Source organism: Iodobacter fluviatilis (assembly GCF_004194535.1).
Classification (GTDB): Bacteria; Pseudomonadota; Gammaproteobacteria; order Burkholderiales; family Chitinibacteraceae; genus Iodobacter; species Iodobacter fluviatilis_A.
The window spans coordinates 4,175,202-4,195,376 of sequence record NZ_CP025781.1 but is presented as its reverse complement, the minus strand read 5'-3'; the positions used below and the strand labels follow the sequence as shown (position 1 = coordinate 4,195,376).

Below are 20,175 nucleotides of genomic sequence, written 5' to 3'. Positions count from 1 at the left end.
TACTATGGTTCATACCCTCAGCGCCGGAGAAAGCAGATTTAACTTTACTCTGACCCCAGTTATTATTCATGCGCTCAATGTCTTTAACGATAAAGGTGATATGACTTAATCCCTGAACAGATAATTTTGGTCCCTAAGTAAATGAATAGGTGGAGGTGTGGTGCATAACTGGAAAGAGATGGTAAGGCATTGGCTAAAGCGCGCTGTTGTCTTGTTGGGGATTTTTGGTAATGCGCTGATTAGGCTTGTTCCCAGTATTGGGGGTAGTCCAAATACTGGGTTTTTGTACGGGATTAACAAAACAATCAGCGTTTCTTTATTTAATTAAGTTTATCCGGAGCATAGCGCCTTAAAAGAGAAAACCATCTCTGGTTTTCTCTTTTTTAATTAAAGACTCATCCTGGAATCATGCCGGTCAGGTAATAGGCTTGGATATAGGTCATGATGCAGAGTAGTAGCAAAAACATAAAACTCCATTTAATGGTAAAGCGAAATAAATCTGACTCGCGACCAACCAACCCGACTGCGGCGCACGCTACGGCGATGGATTGAGGGGAGATCATTTTTCCAGTTACGCCACCGGTGGTATTGGCAGCGACTAGCAAGACTTCGCTCACCCCAATTTGTTGGGCGGTAATGGATTGCAGACTGGAAAACAATGCGTTGCTAGAGGTGTCCGATCCGGTTAAAAATACGCCTAACCAGCCCAGTACTGGTGAAAAAAATGGGAAGAACTTTCCAGTGGAAGCCAATGCCAACGCAAGGGTGGAGGATAGACCAGAATAATTGGCTAGATAAGCAAAGCCCAGCACGCAGGCAATAGAAAATATCGGACGGAGCAGCTCTTGCAAGGTTTCTGCAAAGACGCTGATACCATCGCTAATACGGATACGCAGTAAGGCCATCGTGATTAATGCTGCGAGTAAAATGCCTGATCCTGTGGCTGAAATCAGATCAAATTTATACTCGGCAGCATAGGGCGTATCACTAGTGACAATCGGGGTGGTTTTAATTACTAGGTTATCCAGCCCCGGCACATGAAAACTGAATACCAAGCTGTATAGAGCGCCGCCTTTGGCAAACAGCGCTTTAAATTGCGGCAGGCTCCAGATAATGACAATGATGGTTAAGACAATAAAGGGCGACCATGCTTTCAGGATTTGGCTGAGGCTGTAATGGGTTGGGGGTGATTTTTTTCTGGGCTGGCAGCGATCAATGCCAAAAGTAAACGCCTCTTTGGGTTGCCAAAATTTGAGGAATACCGAAAGCGCCAGCATGCTGACCAAGGCTGAAGTGATGTCAGGTAGTTCTGGGCCGATATAGTTTGAGGTGTAGTACTGTGCAAGGGCAAAGGACAGGCCGGCAACCAATACCGCAGGCCAGGTTTGACGTACGCCGCGGTAGCCATCCATTAACCAGACGAGGAAAAATGGCACAAACATAGAGAGCAGTGGCAATTGACGTCCGGCCATCATGCCAATCAGCATCGGGTCAATTCCCGTTGTTTTTCCTGCAACCAGAATAGGAATGCCCAATGCGCCAAACGCCACAGGTGCAGTATTGGCAATTAAACATAAGCCTGCGGCATATAATGGCTGCAAACCTAAAGCAACCAAAATCCCAGCGGTAATAGCCACTGGTGCGCCAAAGCCTGCCGAGCCTTCTAGAAAGGCTCCAAATGAAAAGCCAATTAAAATAACCTGCAAACGCTGGTCGTCAGTCACCGATATGACTGAATCTCGGATAATCTCAAATTGTCCAGATTTTACCGATAATTTGTATAAAAATACGGCCGTGATAATAATCCATGAAATAGGCCATAGCCCATACCACATGCCATTAAAAGTGGCCATTAAAGCCATTCCTATCGGCATTTTATAAAAGAATAAAGCGACGGCTAAAGTCGAGATAATGGTGCCTAAACCGGCAATATGCCCTTTAAGCCTGAAAACCGTTAGCGCTAAAAAGAAAAAGATAATAGGAATCGCGGCAATTAGTGCCGATAAGCCGATATTGCCCAATGGATCATATGTCTGAGTCCAAGTCATGATGAATACTCCTTGATACGTCGATGAACCTAGCCACAGCGATTTCTGTAGCTAGGTGTTTTTACAGGTAGGCAATCGTTAAACCATAATCAGCAAAACCAGCTCCTTAGGGCCGTGTGCGCCATAAGCGAGGGTTTGTTGAATATCTGCGGTTTTGGATGGGCCGGAGATCAGCAAAGCATTGCTGGGCATAGCGGCGGCCCAGTTTTCTGCCTGCATCACTTCGGTGAGAGAAGGGTAAATATTATGGGCATCCAGTAACACAAAGTGCACCGGTGGCACCAAGCTCATTAGCCTAGGCTCGGCAGGAGATGGCCACAGTACCAAGGAGCCGGTTTCAGCAATGGCCGAGCGGCAGCTAGTTAAAGCCGCATCAACAGAAAAAAACAGCTCTTCTTTTCCGCCGGAATGGTGTAAATCGTATTTCAAAGTTACACCATCTACTGGCCACTGCGCTTGCAATTGCTTGCCCAGCGCAGTTTTTGGGGCAATTAGCAAATTGTTTAGATTTTTGGCCTGAGTAAGTTCTGCCACTTTCTCAGGCCAGTTCTCGCTACTGACTTCATGGATTTCGGTATGTGCGGCTGCCATCATTGTTTTTAGCTGGGCCAGTTGGTCTGCCGCGTTGATAGTGCGTGGCGGATTGGTTTTTAGAGCAACTGGAGCGGGCCAGCCTGGTTGATCATGGCTAGCCGTGAGTTTGGCGAGAATATGGGCGCGGGCGCTCATGATTTTTGCTCCTGATGGGCTTTGATGAGCTCATGCAAGGATTGCGGTGCGATTTTTGGCATGACTCGCGCCTGTGTCCAAGCTTTAACGGAAGGGATTAGATGCCGCAAACCCGCAGCGCTGCGACGGGATGCCAAATACAGCGCTGGCGTAGTATTGAGTAAGCTCCATGCCTGCCAAGCTAATTTTTCACTTAAGCGATATTTGGCTCCCTGACCACGCATCACTGCTGGGTGATCTTTTGTTCCCGCGCGAGTTACGTTTTCAACCCGTAGGCGCAGCAACAGTTCAGGAATCGGTATTTTGACGGGGCACACATCGCCGCAGGCCCCGCACAGCGTAGAGGCCGATGGCAAATCGCGTGTTTCTGCTAAGCCGAGTAAATGGGGCGAGATAATCGAGCCAATCGGCCCAGGATAAGTGGTGCCATAGGCATGGCCGCCAATCCGCGTGTAAACCGGGCAGTGGTTCATGCAGGCCCCACAGCGTATACATTGCAGCGTTTGCCGTAGCTGTACATCGGCATAGGCTTGGCTGCGGCCATTATCCAACAGCACAATATGTACTTCCTCTGGGCCGTCTTGTTCATCGGCGCGGCGCGGGCCAGAAATCAAATTCACATAAGTGGTAATGGGTTGCCCAGTAGCAGATCGGGTTAGCAAAGTGAGTAAAGTCGGCAGGTCGGCGAGGTTTTCTAACATCTTTTCAATGCCGGTAATGGCAATATGCACGCGGGGGCAACTGGTGCTTAAGCGGCCATTGCCTTCATTTTCAACGAGGCAAAGCGTGCCGGTTTCGGCGATTGCAAAGTTCACGCCAGATAAGCCCGCATCGGCATTAAAAAACTGCTGGCGCAATGCCTGTCTGCCAATTTGGATGAGTTCGTCCACGTCTTCGGTATAGGGGGTGTCGTCTATTTCTGCGGCAAATAGCGCAGCAATTTCTTGTTTGGATTTATGGATCGCAGGCATGATGATGTGTGACGGTTTTTCATCCGCCATCTGGACAATAAATTCACCCATATCCGATTCCAGAGCCTGAATACTGTGGGCCTGTAGGTATTGATTTAGTTCGATTTCTTCGCTGACCATGGATTTGCCCTTGATCAGTGTGCGCACCTGTTGTCGCTGCAAAATGCCATGAATAATCTGATTGGCTTCTAGCGGTGTTTCTGCCCAATGTACGGTCATGCCATTTTGCTGTGCTTTTTGCTCGAATTGAACGAGTAGTTTGGGTAGATAGGCGAGAGCGCGCTGGCGAATTTGCTGGCCAGATTCACGTAGCTCCGCCCATTCGGTGGGGTCGGGAAACTGAGCTGCACGCTTGGCAATTAGAAAATCCATTGCTGAGCGAAATTTGCCCCTTTGTGCTTCATCGGCTGTAGCTGCGCGGCTACGCGACGTAAAATTATGCAAGATTTCAGTTTTCATTGTGACTTGCCACCTGTGCGCTGCCAGATTAATTCGGCGATATGCAGGCCAGCAAAGGCTGTTTTGTTTTCGGGGTGAGCTTGCTGTTTTTGCAGTGCGCCGGTGATATTTAGTAAACAGCCGCAATCTGCGCTAATGACTTTGCTTGCGCCACATTGGCGCAGGGCTGCCGTTTTATCTTGCACCATGGCTGCCGAAATATCGGGGTGGCGCACGGAAAAAGTTCCGCCAAAACCGCAGCATTCGGATTCGTGATCGTGTGTTTTTAAGTCGATTTTATCGAGACGTCGCAGTAGCTCGCGGCCATTTTGCAAAGTGCCCATCTCACGGCGAGCCGTGCAAGAGGTATGCAAAGCAACGCTTTCGGCGGGGCCAAGATCATGAAGCTCAATATTCAACACCTCAAGCAGATAGGCCGTGAATTCAATAATCCGTTTAGAAAACTGCCGCACGATTTCTTCTTCGGGCATTCCTTGGAACAAGGTAGGGTAATGGTGTTTCATCATGCCGGCACAGGAGCCGGATAAAACCACAATCGGGTCTTCGCCCGGAAATGCCGCAATTTGTGCGAGAGCCACGCGGCGCGCTTCATCCGAATAGCCCGAGGTATACGCGGGTTGACCACAGCAGCTTTGCGCTTGTGGATAATTCACTTGAATGCCTTCGCGCTCTAAAATTTTTAGCGCGCTCATTCCGGCTTGTGGAAAAAAAAGATCCACTACACAAGTGCCAAACAGAGAGATCGATGAGTTGCTATGCATATGTCCGCCATGAAATTGGTAAGACCAAGATAAATCTTGCTCTTACTAAGGTACTACCAAGTTTATGAGGGTCAATATGTGGGTAATCCGCAGGTAAATTGAACTGGTATGCATTGCAATGCAGTAAATTTTCACCAAAAATAAAGGTATTTGTTGGTGTTTATGCTTTTTTTCGTGATTATAGTGCGAATGACAATGCTGCGATGAGCGGATAACTGGTCTGGTTTATGCTGAAATAAACATGCTTACAGTATCAATACACTATGATTAAATAAATTGGTCATACCAAATAGAGGCTGGAATAATGCGAAAAACACCAAGGGTTGCAGATCTAGTGATGCAAGAATTGGAGGCCATGATGCTCGATGGACAACTTAAAGCCGGAGAAAAACTACCGCCGGAACGCACCTTGGCCGAGCGGTTTCAGGTCTCTCGACCTAGTATTCGCGAGGTGATTCAAAAATTATCGGCCAAAGGTTTAATTGATAGTCGACAAGGGGGGGGGCACTATATTTGCCACAATATGGGGGTTTCGTTTTCTGATCCCTTGCATACCTTGTTGGAAGGGCACCCAGAGGCTCGGCAGGATTTGCTGGAATATCGCACCACGATTGAAGGTGCCTGTGCTTGGTTTGCCGCTTTACGTGCCGATGAACATGATTTGGCTCGACTGACTGAATGTTTTACGGCGCTGAGTTTGGCGCATGAAAAAGACGATAGGCAGGATGAGGCTGAAGCCGATGTGCAGTTCCATTTGGCGATTGCTCAGGCCAGCCATAATGTGGTGTTTTATCAGATGATGAAGGGCTTATGTGTCTTGCTAGAGCGCAGTTTATTGCTGAATATCAGCGGCCTTTATCAACGGCAAGAGACGCGCAATCATATTTTTGAACAGCATAAGGGCATTTATGAGGCGATTTGTGCCGCCAAGCCGGAGGCTGCAAAATTAGCCAGTGAACAACATTTGGGTTTTGTGGGCATCAGTCTGAGTGAAATGCAACGCGAAAAAAACCGACTGGCTCGAGCTATATTAGTTTGATAACAGAAAAGTAGGTTTGAGTAGCGTTTTTTTGAGGACTGCGATGATGTTTGTCCACGTGGGGCCACTTGCGAAGTTGATTACGCCAATGATAGCAACGGTAGTTTTATAGAATAGTTTGCCGGTTCGTTTATTTACCCCATTAAGAATGCGGCCTCGAAGGCCGCATTCTTAATGGGGTTTACTAACAGCCTGTCGGACTTAAGACTGATCTGCTACGGAAAAGCCGGATTTGGCCATGTTTCACGCATTTTCTCGTTGAATAGCCAGCTATTCGTCTCAAAAACCCGCGAAATCTGTCTCAAACCGGTCTTTCCCTCGCTACGATCGCTTAAGTCCGACAGGCTGCTAGGGTGTGCGTGACTTTTCTTATACAAGTACGCGGGAATTAATTAACCAATTCACGCGCTGCAGCAACTTGATCTTTGTAAGCATCAAAAATGCCGCGCAAGGAGTCTTCCATAGTGGTGCTTGGAGCCCAATTCAGGTCGGCCTTGGTATTGTCGATTTTAGGCACACGGTTTTGTACGTCTTGGTAACCCTTGCCGTAGTACTCGCCAGAGGTCGTTTCTAGAACAGTCACTTTGGCAGCCATTTCTGCGTATTCAGGATAGGTTTTAGCCAGATCCAGCATCATGGTTGAAAGCTCACGTACTGAGTAGTTGTTGACTGGGTTACCGATGTTGTAAATCTGGCGGGTGGCTTTGCCGTCTTTATTATCGATAATCTTAACCAGCGCTTCGATGCCGTCGGTGATGTAGGTGAACGCCCGTTTTTGTGCGCCGCCATCCACCAGTTTGATTGGCTCGCCACGAACGATATGACCCAAGAATTGGGTAATCACACGGCTAGAGCCTTCTTTTGGGGTGTGGATGCTATCTAAGCCTGCGCCAATCCAGTTAAATGGGCGGAATAGGGTGTAATCCAAGCCTTCTTGCTGGCCGTAAGCTGCAATTACACGATCCATTAGCTGCTTAGAGCAAGCGTAGATCCAACGTGGTTTGCTGATCGGGCCGTACACCATATTGGATTCTTCTGGGTCAAACGCTTCGTCTTCACACATGCCGTAAACTTCAGATGTAGAAGGGAATACCACGCGTTTTTTGTACTTTACACACCATTTGATAATTGGCAGATTCGCTTCAAAATCCAATTCAAATACGCGCAGTGGCGCTTGTACATAGGTCGCAGGTGTTGCAATAGCGACTAATGGCAGAACCACATCACATTTTTTAACGTGGTATTCAATCCATTCTTGATTAATGGTGATATCGCCTTCAAAAAAGTGAAAGCGTTTGTTATCCATAAATTCAGAAACTTTATCGCTGTACATATCCATCCCAAAAATTTCCCAATCGGTATTTTCAAGGATATGTTTGGATAAGTGATGGCCGATAAAACCATTTACGCCAAGGATGAGGACTTTTTTCATTTTGTTTTCCCGGAGGTATTAATGTAAATCTATTGAAGATGCGCCAAAGTGATGAATGAAATTCTCACCCGTTAGCGTTTCCCCTGCGAACTCTGCATGCAGCACTAAAAGTGCCGCACCATCGCTGCAAAGCAGGATGATTTGTTTGCCATCAGCATACATGAGCGGCGTAATGGGTTCGATCTCTGTCGTCTGGCTTGTGAATATTTGCCGTGTACGCCAGACAATCAACCTTTTTCCACCAATGTCACTAAATGCACCCGGATAAGGCACGGTTACCGCACGCACCAAATTATGGATGTCTTTTGCGTTTTTTTGCCAGTCTATCTGCCCGTCTTTGGCTGTACGGCCACCATAGTAAGCGCCCTGACTTAAATCTTGCTGCTTAAAATCAGTGTTTCCAGCAATAAGCCTAGGCAACGCATGGCTTAGGCACATTTCCGCAGCCACGGTGACTTTTTCAAATACTTCTTGTGCCGTATCGTCAGGAAAAATTGGCACGGCTTGTTGCGCTACAATCGGGCCGTTATCTGGCTTGATATTCATTACATGCAGCGTTGCGCCGGTTTGGGTTTCACCATTGATAATTGCCCAGTTGATCGGCACGCGGCCACGGTATTTTGGCAGCAAAGAGCCGTGCATATTAAACGCACCGCTTTTGGGCGCGGCAAGTAAAGCTTCTTTTAGCATATTGCGATAATAAAACGAGAACAGAAAATCAACGTTTAGTGCCGCAATCTTTGCCTCAACTTCCACCGTGTTTGGGTCATCTGGTGTGATGTAGGGGATGGCGTAATCTGCCGCTAATTGTGCGACCGAGCTAAACCAGATGTTCTCATTTGGATTGTCTTGATGCGTCACAATGAGCTTGATTTCAATGCCTGCGGCGAGTAGTGCCTTGATGCAGCGCACGCCAACATTGTGATAGGCAAAAACAACGGCAGATTTCACGCTTCATCCTTTTTTTCTAGCGGGTCTTTTTGCAATATCGACGCGATCAAATAACGTGGGCGCTGGCGTACTTCATGATAAATACGGCCGATATATTCGCCAAGCAAACCAATGCCAAATAGGGCGATGCCGATCAGGAAGAAGACAATGGCGAATAAGGTAAACAGCCCACCCACTTCTGGCCCCATAAAAATACGACGTAAGACCAGCAATAAGAACAGCGCGCCAGAGCCCAGCGATACAGAAATCCCCAACATAGAGAATAACTGTAGAGGCAAGATTGAGAAGCCGGTCATCAAGTCAAAATTAAGGCGAATCAAGCTGTACAGTGAATATTTAGATTCACCGGCAAAGCGCTCTTCGTGCCCAACTACTACTTCAGTTGGGTTCTGCGAGAAAGAGTAAGCCAGCGCAGGGATAAAGGTATGCATTTCTTGACACTGATTAATGGTGTCGATAATACGGCGGCTGTAGGCGCGCAGCATGCAGCCCTGATCGGTCATTTTTATTTTGGTCAGCTTTTCGCGCAGATTGTTCATGCTGCGGCTGGCAATGTGTCGCCACCAGCTGTCATTGCGCTGACGACGAATCGAGCCAACATAGTCGTGGCCCTTATCCATTTCTACTAGCAAAGTGCCGATATCTTCGGGTGGGTTTTGTAAGTCGGCATCCAGCGTAACGATGCGCTCGCCGCGTGAATGCTCAAACCCAGCCAAAATGGCGCGATGTTGGCCAAAATTGCCATTAAACAGAATGACGCGGGTTACATCTGGGCGCTTGTCGTATTGGCTGCTTAAGATGCCTGCTGAGCGATCGCGGCTGCCATCATTAATAAATAGAATTTCGTAAGGCGTGTTTAATGCGTCAAGTGCAGGATACAGTCGATCAAACAGCGCTTGTAAGCCGTCTTCTTCATTGTAAACAGGGATTACTACTGAAACGATGGGATTCATTGATCTCTCTGGCTAAAAACCTGCCAACAGCCAGCAGGCTTTGTTGCAAATAAATATTTAAAGCGGGCGGGCTGCGCGGATCACTTCACTGAGTGCTTTGCATACACGCTCAACATCGGCGATTTCCATGGCGGGGAAGAGCGGTAGCGTAATAGTGGCTGCGCCAATATGCTCCGCGTGCGGATACATGCCTTCCGTGTAACCTAAGTTTCGGTAATAGCTAAATAGATGCAGCACTGGGTAATGCACACCAATGCCTATGCCTTTTTCTTTCATCTGCGCGATAAATTCACCACGGCTGATTTCCATTTCTGCCAATGGCAGTAGCGGCTGGAACATATGCCAGTTACTGTCTTCAAAGTTGGCGGGCGGCAATTCTAAGCCTAATTCAGGATCTAGCAAACGGAAATACGCTTTTGCTAACTCTTTACGCTTGAAATTAAATCCATCCAGCTGCTTTAATTGTCCCAGTCCGATGGCTGCTGCTACGTCGGTCATATTGAATTTTCCGCCGAGTAAATCCACATCCATGCTGCCGTCGGGGAAGCGCGTGACCCCTTGCAAGCGCCACTTTTCAAATAACGCCGCCTCGGCTTCGTTATTCATCACCAAAGCGCCACCTTCGGTGGTGGTCATGTTTTTATTGGCATGAAAAGAAATCGAGCATAGATCGCCAAAGCTGCCGATTTTTTGCCCTTTCCAAGTTGCGCCCTGTGCCTGTGCTGCGTCTTCTATTACGCGTAAGCCGTGTTTATTCGCAATGGCATAGAGGCGATCACGATCGACCGGTAAGCCCGCTAAATCAATCGGGATGATCGCTTTGGTGCGTGGTGTAATAGCGGCTTCGACTAAATCTAAATCAATATTGCGGGTCAGCGGATCTACATCTACTAGCACCAGCTTGCCACCGGTATTGAGTACAACATTTGTGGTTGAAACCCAAGTCATTGGGGTGGTAATGACCTCATCGCCCGGCTGTAGATCAATTAAACGCAGGGCGATTTCCTGACCGCCAGTTGCAGAGTTAACCACACGCACAGGTCGGCCACCAAAGTAGCTGGATAGCTCCGCTTCAAAGGCTTTGACCTTTGGGCCGCTGGTAATCCAGCCAGAACGCAGCACATTGGCTACGTCGTTAATGGTTTCTTCGTCAATGCTTGGGCGGGTAAAAGGGAGAAAAGCGCTCATGTTTTGTCCGTTTTTTTTCTTAAAATAGAAGGCAAAAATCGCAGTAAGGCCAGCGCTAGTAGTGTGCCCAGTAGCGCACCACAGGCATTGGCTAGCATGTCATGGGGGTCAAAACTACGGTAGGGCGTTAATGCTTGGGCAAATTCAATCGTCACGCCCATCAGGCTGGCTAGCAAGAAGATCAGGCTTGGTTTTTTTTGACATGCCAACCCAAACCATAGTGTTAATAAGCCATAGGCCAGAAAGTGGCCTATTTTGTCGCTATTAGGCACGTCTGGTAGGGTGATCGGAATCAAAGACATGATCCAGATAAACGCCACATAGGCCCAGCCAAGGCGTGCTAAATAAATGCGCAACATTAGCTTTTTGCCACCAGCAGTACGCCCAGCATAATAATGCCGATTCCAATCAGGCGCATGGGCGTAACCGCTTCGCCAAATAGCCACCAAGCGAGGCCAGCATTGACAACGTAACCGATTGATAGCATCGGGTAGGCAATACTGACTTCAACGCGGGATAGTGCCAAAATCCAGACCACTACGCTGATCACATAGCAGGATAGCCCGCCAATAATGTGTGGGTTGCTGGCTACTTTTAGCCCAATAGGCCATGCGTTGGCCATGGAGAAATCGAATTGTCCAATGGTACGGGTGCCTGCTTTTAATAAAAGCTGCGCACCGGCATTGAGCAATACGCCAAATAATATTAATCCAAATTCAATGGCTTTCATGGTTTAGTGATCACCAATCTACGAGCGTCTTGGGCAATAATTTTCATTTTTAGCCCACGTTCTTGTAGTTTTTTGAAGGTATCGCTTTCTGCTTCGCTATCGATAAAAGCCACGGGATGACTGTCCATTTCCCATTGAAGGACAAAGTTATCCATGCTCATAAATTTATCGGGCTCGACTTGTTGGCCCATTTTAAATTCATCGACATATTCAACAAATTGCAGGGTTTGTTTTAAATAAAAGGGCAGGGATTGGTCGTAGTAATGCACGGCATAAAGCTTGCTATCTGGCTTAAGCAGTGGTTTTACTGTGGCAACGATATGGTAGCTAGAATTGGTATAAGCATAAGACTCATGCCCAACCATTGGTAGCTGCCCACCAATTAAGCCTGCCAGAGCCATCGTCGCAATGGCGGCTTCTTTTTTGCCTTTGCCCGCCAAAATAAAGCCAAATACAGCACCCGCAGTTAACACGACACCCGCTGCAACTAACCAGAGCGCATAGGCTGCGTTATAGATTTGCGGGGTGCCACTGCTCTCCATTGTGCTCACCCAAGGGTAAGCGCCAATCAAAATTAGCCCAGGGATAGCAATCCAAAGCAAGTGCCAGCGCAGGGCCTTGCCGCTGATATCCATCAGCGTTTGCGCCATCAACATCGCTAATGCTGGGAAAATCGGCAAAATATATGAAGGCAGTTTGGAGCCTGATTTAGAAAAGAAGGCAAAAATAAACACGGCCCAAATCAACAAAAAGCGATTTACTTTAAATTGACCGTCTGCTTTCCAGCTCTTTTTAAGTGCTTGCGGCAAGAGGCTAGTCCACGGCAATAGGCCAATGGCTAAAATGGGGAGAAAGTAGTAAATCGGGCCTTCACGGCGGTGTTCCGTGCTTAAAAAACGCTCAAAGTGTTCATGAATAAAGAAAAACTGCGCGAATTCTGGATTGGCTTTAGATACGGTCAAGAACCAAGGCACGGTAATCAGTAAGGCCAGTGCTAAGCCTTTAAATAGATGGAGTTTGGTCCACAGCTTAAGATCTCGACAAATAATGGAATACGCCACGATGGCGATACCAGGGAGAACCAGCCCGATCAAGCCTTTGGATAAAACGGCCAGACCAATCGCAGCCCAAGCCATCAGCATGCCATTACGGTTTTCTTTGGCACTGGCGCCATCACGCTGGGCGAGTAAGAAACCGCATAGGCTAAACGTTAGAAATGCACTGACGCCCATATCCAGCGTTAAAAAGTGGCCATTGCCTATCCACCATGCGCTACTGGCCAAAATGCCGCCCGCCAACCAAGCAGTGGCTTCGCCCCAGAGTTTGCGGCTGGTAAAAAATACGGCTAACAGCCCTAAAAAGCCGGTAATACCTGGCCAGATGCGCGCTGCAAAATCTGATTCGCCAAGAATCTCAAAGCTGGCCGCCGTGGCCCAGTATTGTAGCGCGGGCTTTTCAAAGTATTTGATGCCATTTAGGCGAGGCGTATTCCAATCACCACTGACTACCATTTCGCGGGCGATTTCAGCGTAGCGACCCTCATCTGGCGTAATGAGCTTGCGATAGCCCAAGGTGCCAAACCAAAGTACGGCAAGAAGTAGGAGTGCCAGCCATTTAGCTGCGGGACGATTAATCAGACTATTCATGCGAGATTTTCATGGGGGATTGAGCGGTGCGGCATTGTACATTAAGCCGCATGGATGGGTGAAACGCTGAGGTGTATAGAATTTGTAGGTAAAGATTTGGCTTGTTCTAATCTTTGCGTGTGCGAATCAAAACCAGTACCGCACCACCCCCTCCTTCATGCTGTGGCGCTTGGCAAAAGGCCAGCACTTCGTCTCTTTGCGCCAGCCAGTTTTTAAGTTTTTGTTTCAAAATGGGTTCGCCATTTTTTGAGCCCATTCCTTTTCCATGCACGATGCGCACGCAGCGTAAGCCGGCAGCATTAGCTCTTTGTAAAAAATGCGTGACGCTGACCCGCGCTTCATCGCTACTTAAGCCGTGTAAATCTAAGTGCCCCGTAGTGGGCCACTGACCTTTGCGCAGGCGTTTAAGCGTGTCGAGCTTTTGCCCAGGCTTGCTATACAGCAGCTCTTCTCCGGGGGCTAGCTCATCCCATGGCCAAAAATCAGTCATATCATCAAGCGGGCTCATATGCTCGGCCTGTTGTTTGCGTGGCCAAGGGCTAATAACAGGGCTGGGGTGGATATATTGCTGGATTTTAAGTGGCTTAGTGCCTTTTACTGCCCGCATAAAGAGCGTGTGATCGTCGAGTGTCTCTGCTGGAGGATGACTGGCGGGTTTGCTCGCTTGCGGTGCTTGATTTTTGAGTGCTTTTCGCAGCTGGCGGAGCTTATCCATCGTGCTTACCTAAGGAATAAAAAAGGGCGCTGTGCGCCCTTTCTAAAAACATCTGATTAATTCAAAATCTTAACGTAGCGAATCTAAATATTTATCTGCATCTAACGCGGCTTGGCAGCCGGAAGCGGCAGAAGTCACGGCTTGGCGATAAATATGGTCTTGCACGTCACCAGCAGCAAATACACCAGGGATGCTGGTGGCTGTTGCGCCACCATCACGGCCGCCCTTGGTAATAATGTAGCCTGTGGCATCCATGTCGAGCTGGCCCTTGAAAATATCGGTGTTCGGCTTGTGGCCAATCGCAATAAAGACGCCGGTTAGCTCTAAATCACGCGTCGTACCGTCTTCTGTTGATTTGAGTCGAGCGCCCGTTACACCACTTGCGTCACCCAGTACTTCATCAAGCGTGCTATTTAAGGCGAGGGTGATTTTACCGGCTTCTACTTTTTCCATTAGATGATTAATCAGGATTTTTTCTGAGCGGAAAGTGTCGCGACGGTGCACCAGTGTAACGTGTGAAGCAATATTAGATAGATAAAGCGCTTCTTCAACTGCCGTATTGCCGCCGCCCACTACGGCTACTTTTTGGCCTCGGTAGAAAAAACCATCGCAGGTTGCGCAGGCAGAAACACCACGGCCAGCAAAGGTTTCTTCACTTGGTAGGCCAATGTATTGCGCGGATGCACCTGTCGAAACAATCAGTGCATCACAAGTGTATTCACCCGAATCACCCACTAAGCGAATTGGTTTTTCATTGAGGTGGGTGGTGTGGATATGATCAAACAGCATCTCTGTGCCAAAACGCTCGGCATGCTTTTGAAAGCGCGCCATCAGTTCTGGTCCTTGTACGCCATCTGCATCTGCTGGCCAGTTGTCTACATCAGTCGTTGTCATTAGCTGGCCGCCTTGAGCAAGGCCCGTAATCATGACCGGATTAAGATTGGCACGTGCGGCATAAATAGCGGCAGTATAACCAGCAGGGCCAGAGCCAAGAATCAGTAAACGAGCGTGTTGAGTAGCCATTGCGTAGCTTCCTATGTGGATGGGCGAATAGAGTAAAGTATGAATTGGGCAGAGTTTACGTCTTTCGCACGCAGCTTTCTAATCAAAAATGCCTATTGGAGCGATTGATAGACGTTCCATTGTAGTGACTGAATTGATTTTTATGGCGAAACGGGAGCGCAAGCGTATCCATCTTTGTTGTGTGTGTTGCACTCAATATATACGCAATGATGTTGCGTTATCTTTGGCTTGTCGTTGCTTGCGCTTGGGGTGGGTAGTGCGGAGAGAGGTATTCATTTAGGGGTAACCGACCCACGCGTGCGACTGTAAAGGCGGTTTTTTAGGATTTAAAATGTATTGCGGATTTGTTTTATTGCCATAAGCAAGACTTTACCTTGAATAAATAGTCATGAAGCGGCTATAATCTTGCGTTCTGTGGGCATGGTGCCTGCAGATAATTTTGGTGCTCACCCCGTTAAGGGTGCTCAAAATCCGTGATTTTGAGTGTCGTGTGAGTGCTAGATGTAACCCTTAGCTTGGAGTTTTACTATGTCCGTTAGCATGCGCGATATGCTTGAAGCCGGTGTCCACTTCGGTCACCAAACTCGTTACTGGCACCCAAAGATGGGTCAATATATTTTTGGCGCACGTAACAAGATTCATATTATCAACCTCGAAAAAACACTGCCATTGTTTGAAGAAGCGGTTAAATACGCTCGTCGTATTGCTGCAAACAAAGGGACTGTTCTGTTCGTAGGTACAAAGCGTCAAGCTCGTGAAATCGTTGCTGAAGAAGCAGCGCGTTGCGGCATGCCTTTCGTTGATCACCGCTGGTTGGGCGGTATGCTGACTAACTACAAAACAGTTAAGCAGTCAATCAAACGTCTGGAAGAGTTACAAGTTATCGTTGCTAATGAAAACAGCGGCTACGGTAAAAAAGAATTGCTGGACATGAACCGTGAAGTTGAAAAGCTCAATCGTAGCCTAGGCGGTATCAAGGATATGAAGGGTCTGCCAGACGTGATTTTCGTAATCGACACGGGTTACCAAAAGGGTACTTTGGTTGAAGCTAAGAAACTGGGCATCCCAGTTATCGGCGTGGTTGATACCAACAACAACCCAGAAGGTATTGATTTCGTTATCCCTGGTAACGATGATTCAAGCCGCGCAATTCGTTTGTACGCTCAAGGTATGGCTGATGCTGTGCTTGAAGGTAAAAACCAATCAGCACAAGAACTTGTCGAAGCAGCTGCTGCAGCAACTGCACAGTAATATCGTAAAGTTAATATGCGAAAAAGGGGCGTTTAGCCCCTTTTTTGTAAATGATAGATAAGTCCCTCGGCTATATTTTTCAGAACGCGCCTATTTGCTAGGGCAAAATGAAAAAACCGTGTGACTTCTTACTCAGTTTCAGGAGAAATAATCATGGCGGAAATTACCGCGAAGATGGTTGCCCAGCTGCGCGAGCTGACTGGCCTTGGCATGATGGAATGCAAAAAAGCTTTGGTTGAAGCTGATGGCGACATCAAAAAAGCTGAAGAAGTAATGCGAATCAAATCCGGCAACAAGGCGTCCAAGCTGGCTGGCCGTACTGCTGCTGAAGGTATTATTGCTTCATTTATTTCCGCAGATAAAAAAATCGGCGCGGTACTTGAAGTGAACTGTGAAACAGACTTTTTGGCTAAAGACGAAGGTTTTATCGCGTTTGCTAAGCTAGCGGCTCAAGCCGTCGCGGATGCTAATCCAAGCGATGTGGATGCCTTGTCTCAGGTTGTGGTTGACGGCAAAACTGTTGAAGAAATTCGTAAAGATGCTGTGGCCAAACTGGGTGAAAACGTTACATTGCGTCGCTTTGCGCGCTTTGAAACAGAAGGTCAAGTTGCAGTTTATCTGCACGGCAACAAATTAGGCGTGATGCTGGATCTTATCGGTGGTGATGAGCAACTGGGTAAGCAAATTGCCATGCACATTGCGGCAACTAAGCCTAAGTCACTCGATGCAAGCGGTGTGCCTGCTGAATTGATCGAAACTGAGCGTCGTGTTGCAACTGAGCGTGCTAAAGAAGCGGGCAAGCCAGAAGCAATGCTGGAAAAAATCGTTGAAGGTACTGTTCAAAAGTACCTGAAAGATGTTGTTTTGCTGAGCCAGCCATTTGTAATGGATGACAAAGTAACCATCGAGCAGTTGCTCAAAACCAATTCTGCAACAGTAAAAGCATTTAATCTGTTCGTCGTTGGTGAAGGCATTGAAAAAGCAGTGGTTGATTACGCTGCTGAAGTGGCTGCTGCTGCAAAGATTTAAGCATTAAAAGTATTACACTTATCTTGCTTGGCTCACCCTGGGCTGGGTAAGTTGCAAGATAAGTTGTATTATGCGCCGCACGGTAACGTGCGGCGTTTCCACAATTCGCCCCTCCATGGATAAGGAATCCTCGCATGAGCCAAGCACCCAAATATAAACGCATTTTGCTGAAACTCTCCGGCGAAGCCCTCATGGGTGAGGATAGCTACGGCATTAATCGCGTTACAATTGATCGTATTGTTGGTGAAATTAAAGCAGTATTAGATCTTGGTGTTCAAGTTGGTGTCGTTATTGGTGGTGGTAATATTTTCCGTGGCGTAGCGCCCGCCGCTGCAGGTATGGATCGTGCTACTGCTGATTACATGGGGATGTTGGCCACGGTGATGAATGCGTTAGCCTTGCAAGATGCCATGAAGCGCGCTGGTATTGTAAGCCGTGTTCAATCCGCACTGACAATTCAACAAGTTGCTGAGCCTTATGTACGTGGCAAAGCGATTCGCTATCTTGAAGAAAACAAAGTGGTTATTTTTGGCGCGGGAACAGGCAACCCTTTCTTTACAACCGATACTGCTGCGGCCTTGCGCGGCATGGAAATGGGTGCGGATATTGTACTGAAAGCCACCAAGGTGGATGGTGTTTACACCGATGATCCAAAGAAAAACCCAGATGCCGTACGTTATCAAACACTGACCTTTGATGAGGCCATTGGCCGCAATCTAAAGGTGATGGACGCCACCGCATTCGCGCTGTGTCGCGATCAAAATATGAATTTAAGTGTCTTTAGTATCTTCAAAGCAGGCGCATTAAAGCGTGTAGTTCTTGGGGAAGACGAAGGGACGCTGGTACACTGCTAAGCCTTCTTAAGCAGTGGCGGTCATTGGGCTTAGGTTTGATGGCTGTTAGGCGCTTACTTACGTTTTTTATGGAGGCCTGCATGGCCAGTAGTAAGTGCCGCACCATTAATAGTATGAGTTAAAAAGACGAGTGCATACTTGTCGTTTGAGCAAATAAGGGGATGCATTATGATTGCAGATATTAAAAGCAATACCGAAACAAAGATGCAAAAGTCCGTAGAAGCTTTACGCGTGAATTTAGCAAAGGTTCGTACTGGCCGTGCGCATGTTGGTTTATTGGATCACATCAATGTTGATTACTATGGCTCACCTACTGCGATTAATCAGGTTGCCAATGTAACTTTGATTGATTCAAGGACTATTGGCGTTCAAGCTTGGGAAAAAACCATGCTTTCCAAGATTGAAAAAGCGATTCGTGATAGTGATTTGGGCTTGAATCCATCTACCAATGGTGATGTGATTCGCGTGCCAATGCCTGCACTCACGGAAGAGCGCCGTAAAGATTTAACCAAAATTGTGCGTAATGAGGCAGATGACGCCAAAGTGGCGGTTCGTAATGTACGCCGCGACGCAAACGAGCAATTAAAGCGTTTGGTTAAAGACAAAGACATCTCTGAAGACGATGAGCGTCGTGGTACGGATGATGTGCAAAAACTAACTGACCGCTATGTTGTTGAAGTAGATCGTTTGTTGGCAGAAAAAGAAAAAGAACTCATGACGATGTAATCATTTATTGGCCAATACAATCTTTGTATTGGCCAATAAACGCAAGGGGTTGGGTGTGGCCATATTCAGTAGTTCGACCAAAGAAATACCGCAAGAAATTGCAACGGTTCCACGTCATATTGCCGTGATTATGGATGGCAATGGTCGTTGGGCTAAAAAACGCATGATGCCACGTATTTTTGGTCACAAACGTGGCGTTGAAGCGTTACGTGAAACGGTGCGCGCATGTGATGCTTTAGGTGTAGGTTACTTAACCGTATTCGCATTTAGCAATGAAAATTGGCGCCGCCCGCAAGACGAAGTTTCTTTTCTAATGGGCTTGTTTCTTAAGGTGTTAAGCGGTGAAATCACACGCATGCACGATAATAATATTCGGTTAAAAATTATTGGTAATCGGGAACACTTTAGTCCTGAATTAATTGCTTTGATTGATGCTGCAGAAGTAAAAACAGCAGAAAATACTGGCTTAACGTTATCCATTGCCGCTGATTATGGTGGCCGTTGGGATGTCATGCATGCCACGCATTGCTTATTGGCAGATCACCCAGAATTATCGACTACCTTTGCCGAGGAAGATTTAACCCCTTATTTAGCAATGGCCTATGCGCCAGAGCCAGATTTGTTTATCCGGACCGGTGGCGAGCAGCGAATTAGTAATTTCCTACTCTGGCAATTGGCCTACACCGAATTATATTTCAGCGATATGTTATGGCCCGATTTCGATCGCCATGCATTAGCTGCGGCCATTGATTGGTATCACGGGCGTGAACGCCGCTTTGGTCGCATCAGCGAACAACTTCAGTCCTCATGCTAAAAACACGTGTTATTACCGTCTTATTGCTGCTGCCGTTAGTATTGGCTGCTATTTTCTATTTACCCCAGTCAGGATCAATTGGCTACCTAGCATGGATCTCATTTTGCGGGCTGATTATGGTTGCCGCTAGTTGGGAATGGCAGCGTTTATCCGGCATGCAAGGGCTTGTTGCTAAAATATACCCAATATTAACTGCAGTGCTGTTTGCCGTGCTTTGCCAGTTGATGTATGCCTCGGTTTTGCTTGGCTTAATGCTAGCGGCAAGCTGTTTTTGGATATTTATTAATCCCGTATGGTTAAATAAAAAATGGCCATTAGCTGCTGCGGGTAATTTAAATGCTTTGTTGGGTTGGGCATTATTATTACCCGCTGGCTTGGCAATGATTGTGCTTCGTAGCGCTGGCCCTTGGGCTTTGCTGGCCGTATTGGCTATTGCATGGGTCGCGGATTCCGCCGCTTATTTTTCTGGCAAGGCCTTTGGTAAGCATAAATTAGCACCCAAAATTAGCCCAGGAAAAAGCTGGGAAGGGGTGGTCGGCGGGGTAGTTGGCGTAATGATTTATGTTTATTTCTTGCCTAAACATATATTTACACATGGTGAATCGTTGCCTTTAGTATATTGGCTATTTATTGCGGTGGTATTAACCGCAGCAAGCGTGATGGGTGATTTATTAGAATCCCTATTTAAGCGACAAATTGGCATGAAAGACAGTAGCAATTTATTGCCGGGCCACGGCGGAGTAATGGATAGAGTTGACAGTTTATTGGCCATCTTGCCGGTAGCTGCTGCGATCTATCTTGCTTTCTATTTGTTCTAAATTCAAACGAATGACACGCTTTTTTTGGTAATCTGAAT

Annotated in this window: 20 protein-coding genes; 7 read left to right on the top strand and 13 right to left on the bottom strand. The window is 47.3% G+C overall.

The window, feature by feature from the left end:
- Window positions 1–395: 395 nt before the first annotated feature.
- The 4 genes from C1H71_RS18640 to C1H71_RS18625 all read right to left on the bottom strand — a co-directional run bounded on the left by C1H71_RS18640 (window position 396) and on the right by C1H71_RS18625 (window position 4,968).
- Entirely contained in the window at window positions 396–2,051 is a 1,656-nt protein-coding gene (locus tag C1H71_RS18640) for a lactate permease LctP family transporter (protein WP_130107907.1), read from the bottom strand.
- Window positions 2,052–2,126: 75 nt separating this feature from the next.
- A complete protein-coding gene (locus C1H71_RS18635; RefSeq protein WP_130107906.1) occupies window positions 2,127–2,777 on the bottom strand; it encodes a LutC/YkgG family protein in 651 nt (216 codons plus the stop codon).
- The gene (locus tag C1H71_RS18630) at window positions 2,774–4,207 is read right to left on the bottom strand and encodes a LutB/LldF family L-lactate oxidation iron-sulfur protein (RefSeq protein ID WP_130107905.1); all 1,434 of its coding nucleotides are present in this window, start codon (window positions 4,205–4,207) and stop codon (window positions 2,774–2,776) included. The genes C1H71_RS18635 and C1H71_RS18630 overlap by 4 nt, the downstream gene beginning before the upstream one ends.
- Window positions 4,204–4,968 (bottom strand): (Fe-S)-binding protein, encoded by a 765-nt coding sequence (locus C1H71_RS18625; protein ID WP_130107904.1) that lies wholly within the window; start codon window positions 4,966–4,968, stop codon window positions 4,204–4,206. Before C1H71_RS18625 ends, C1H71_RS18630 begins: the two co-directional genes overlap by 4 nt.
- Window positions 4,969–5,272: 304 nt before the next feature.
- Here C1H71_RS18625 and C1H71_RS18620 point away from each other — a divergent pair, with 304 nt between their 5' ends.
- On the top strand, window positions 5,273–6,007 hold the full coding sequence (locus C1H71_RS18620; protein WP_223145926.1) for an FCD domain-containing protein: 735 nt from the start codon (window positions 5,273–5,275) through the stop codon (window positions 6,005–6,007).
- Window positions 6,008–6,395: 388 nt separating this feature from the next.
- Here C1H71_RS18620 and C1H71_RS18615 read toward each other — a convergent pair whose 3' ends face one another.
- The 9 genes from C1H71_RS18615 to trxB all read right to left on the bottom strand — a co-directional run bounded on the left by C1H71_RS18615 (window position 6,396) and on the right by trxB (window position 14,645).
- Window positions 6,396–7,439 carry a bifunctional UDP-4-keto-pentose/UDP-xylose synthase gene (locus C1H71_RS18615; RefSeq protein ID WP_130107902.1) on the bottom strand — a complete coding sequence of 348 codons (1,044 nt, stop codon included), beginning with the start codon at window positions 7,437–7,439 and terminating at the stop codon, window positions 6,396–6,398.
- Between the two features lie 18 nt (window positions 7,440–7,457).
- The gene (locus C1H71_RS18610) at window positions 7,458–8,390 is read right to left on the bottom strand and encodes a formyltransferase (protein ID WP_130107901.1); all 933 of its coding nucleotides are present in this window, start codon (window positions 8,388–8,390) and stop codon (window positions 7,458–7,460) included.
- Window positions 8,387–9,343 carry a glycosyltransferase gene (locus tag C1H71_RS18605; protein WP_130107900.1) on the bottom strand — a complete coding sequence of 319 codons (957 nt, stop codon included), beginning with the start codon at window positions 9,341–9,343 and terminating at the stop codon, window positions 8,387–8,389. Before C1H71_RS18605 ends, C1H71_RS18610 begins: the two co-directional genes overlap by 4 nt.
- A 57-nt stretch (window positions 9,344–9,400) precedes the next feature.
- Window positions 9,401–10,531: a DegT/DnrJ/EryC1/StrS family aminotransferase gene (locus C1H71_RS18600; protein ID WP_130107899.1), complete on the bottom strand. Its 1,131-nt coding sequence runs from the start codon at window positions 10,529–10,531 to the stop codon at window positions 9,401–9,403.
- On the bottom strand, window positions 10,528–10,890 hold the full coding sequence (locus C1H71_RS18595; RefSeq protein WP_130107898.1) for a VanZ family protein: 363 nt from the start codon (window positions 10,888–10,890) through the stop codon (window positions 10,528–10,530). The genes C1H71_RS18600 and C1H71_RS18595 overlap by 4 nt, the downstream gene beginning before the upstream one ends.
- The gene (locus tag C1H71_RS18590; protein ID WP_130107897.1) at window positions 10,890–11,261 is read right to left on the bottom strand and encodes an SMR family transporter; all 372 of its coding nucleotides are present in this window, start codon (window positions 11,259–11,261) and stop codon (window positions 10,890–10,892) included. Before C1H71_RS18590 ends, C1H71_RS18595 begins: the two co-directional genes overlap by 1 nt.
- Entirely contained in the window at window positions 11,258–12,907 is a 1,650-nt protein-coding gene (locus C1H71_RS18585) for a phospholipid carrier-dependent glycosyltransferase (protein WP_130107896.1), read from the bottom strand. Before C1H71_RS18585 ends, C1H71_RS18590 begins: the two co-directional genes overlap by 4 nt.
- A gap of 106 nt (window positions 12,908–13,013) precedes the next feature.
- Window positions 13,014–13,622, bottom strand: a complete 609-nt coding sequence (locus C1H71_RS18580; protein WP_130107895.1) for a Smr/MutS family protein — start codon at window positions 13,620–13,622, stop codon at window positions 13,014–13,016.
- Between the two features lie 69 nt (window positions 13,623–13,691).
- Window positions 13,692–14,645, bottom strand: coding sequence for a thioredoxin-disulfide reductase (trxB, locus tag C1H71_RS18575; protein ID WP_130107894.1), 954 nt, complete (start codon window positions 14,643–14,645; stop codon window positions 13,692–13,694).
- 528 nt (window positions 14,646–15,173) lie between these two features.
- On the opposite strand from trxB, the gene rpsB reads away from it, so the two are divergent.
- The 6 genes from rpsB (at window position 15,174) to C1H71_RS18545 (ending at window position 20,137) form a co-directional block, all read left to right on the top strand.
- Window positions 15,174–15,896, top strand: a complete 723-nt coding sequence (rpsB, locus tag C1H71_RS18570) for a 30S ribosomal protein S2 (RefSeq protein WP_130107893.1) — start codon at window positions 15,174–15,176, stop codon at window positions 15,894–15,896.
- Window positions 15,897–16,049: 153 nt separating this feature from the next.
- Window positions 16,050–16,925: a translation elongation factor Ts gene (gene tsf, locus C1H71_RS18565; RefSeq protein ID WP_130107892.1), complete on the top strand. Its 876-nt coding sequence runs from the start codon at window positions 16,050–16,052 to the stop codon at window positions 16,923–16,925.
- A 134-nt stretch (window positions 16,926–17,059) separates the two neighbouring features.
- Window positions 17,060–17,779, top strand: coding sequence for a UMP kinase (gene pyrH, locus C1H71_RS18560; protein ID WP_125972516.1), 720 nt, complete (start codon window positions 17,060–17,062; stop codon window positions 17,777–17,779).
- A 168-nt stretch (window positions 17,780–17,947) separates the two neighbouring features.
- On the top strand, window positions 17,948–18,505 hold the full coding sequence (gene frr, locus C1H71_RS18555; protein ID WP_130107891.1) for a ribosome recycling factor: 558 nt from the start codon (window positions 17,948–17,950) through the stop codon (window positions 18,503–18,505).
- Between the two features lie 61 nt (window positions 18,506–18,566).
- Window positions 18,567–19,319: a polyprenyl diphosphate synthase gene (gene uppS / locus C1H71_RS18550; protein ID WP_223146090.1), complete on the top strand. Its 753-nt coding sequence runs from the start codon at window positions 18,567–18,569 to the stop codon at window positions 19,317–19,319.
- The gene (locus tag C1H71_RS18545) at window positions 19,313–20,137 is read left to right on the top strand and encodes a phosphatidate cytidylyltransferase (protein ID WP_130107889.1); all 825 of its coding nucleotides are present in this window, start codon (window positions 19,313–19,315) and stop codon (window positions 20,135–20,137) included. The genes uppS and C1H71_RS18545 overlap by 7 nt, the downstream gene beginning before the upstream one ends.
- Window positions 20,138–20,175: the final 38 nt, after the last annotated feature.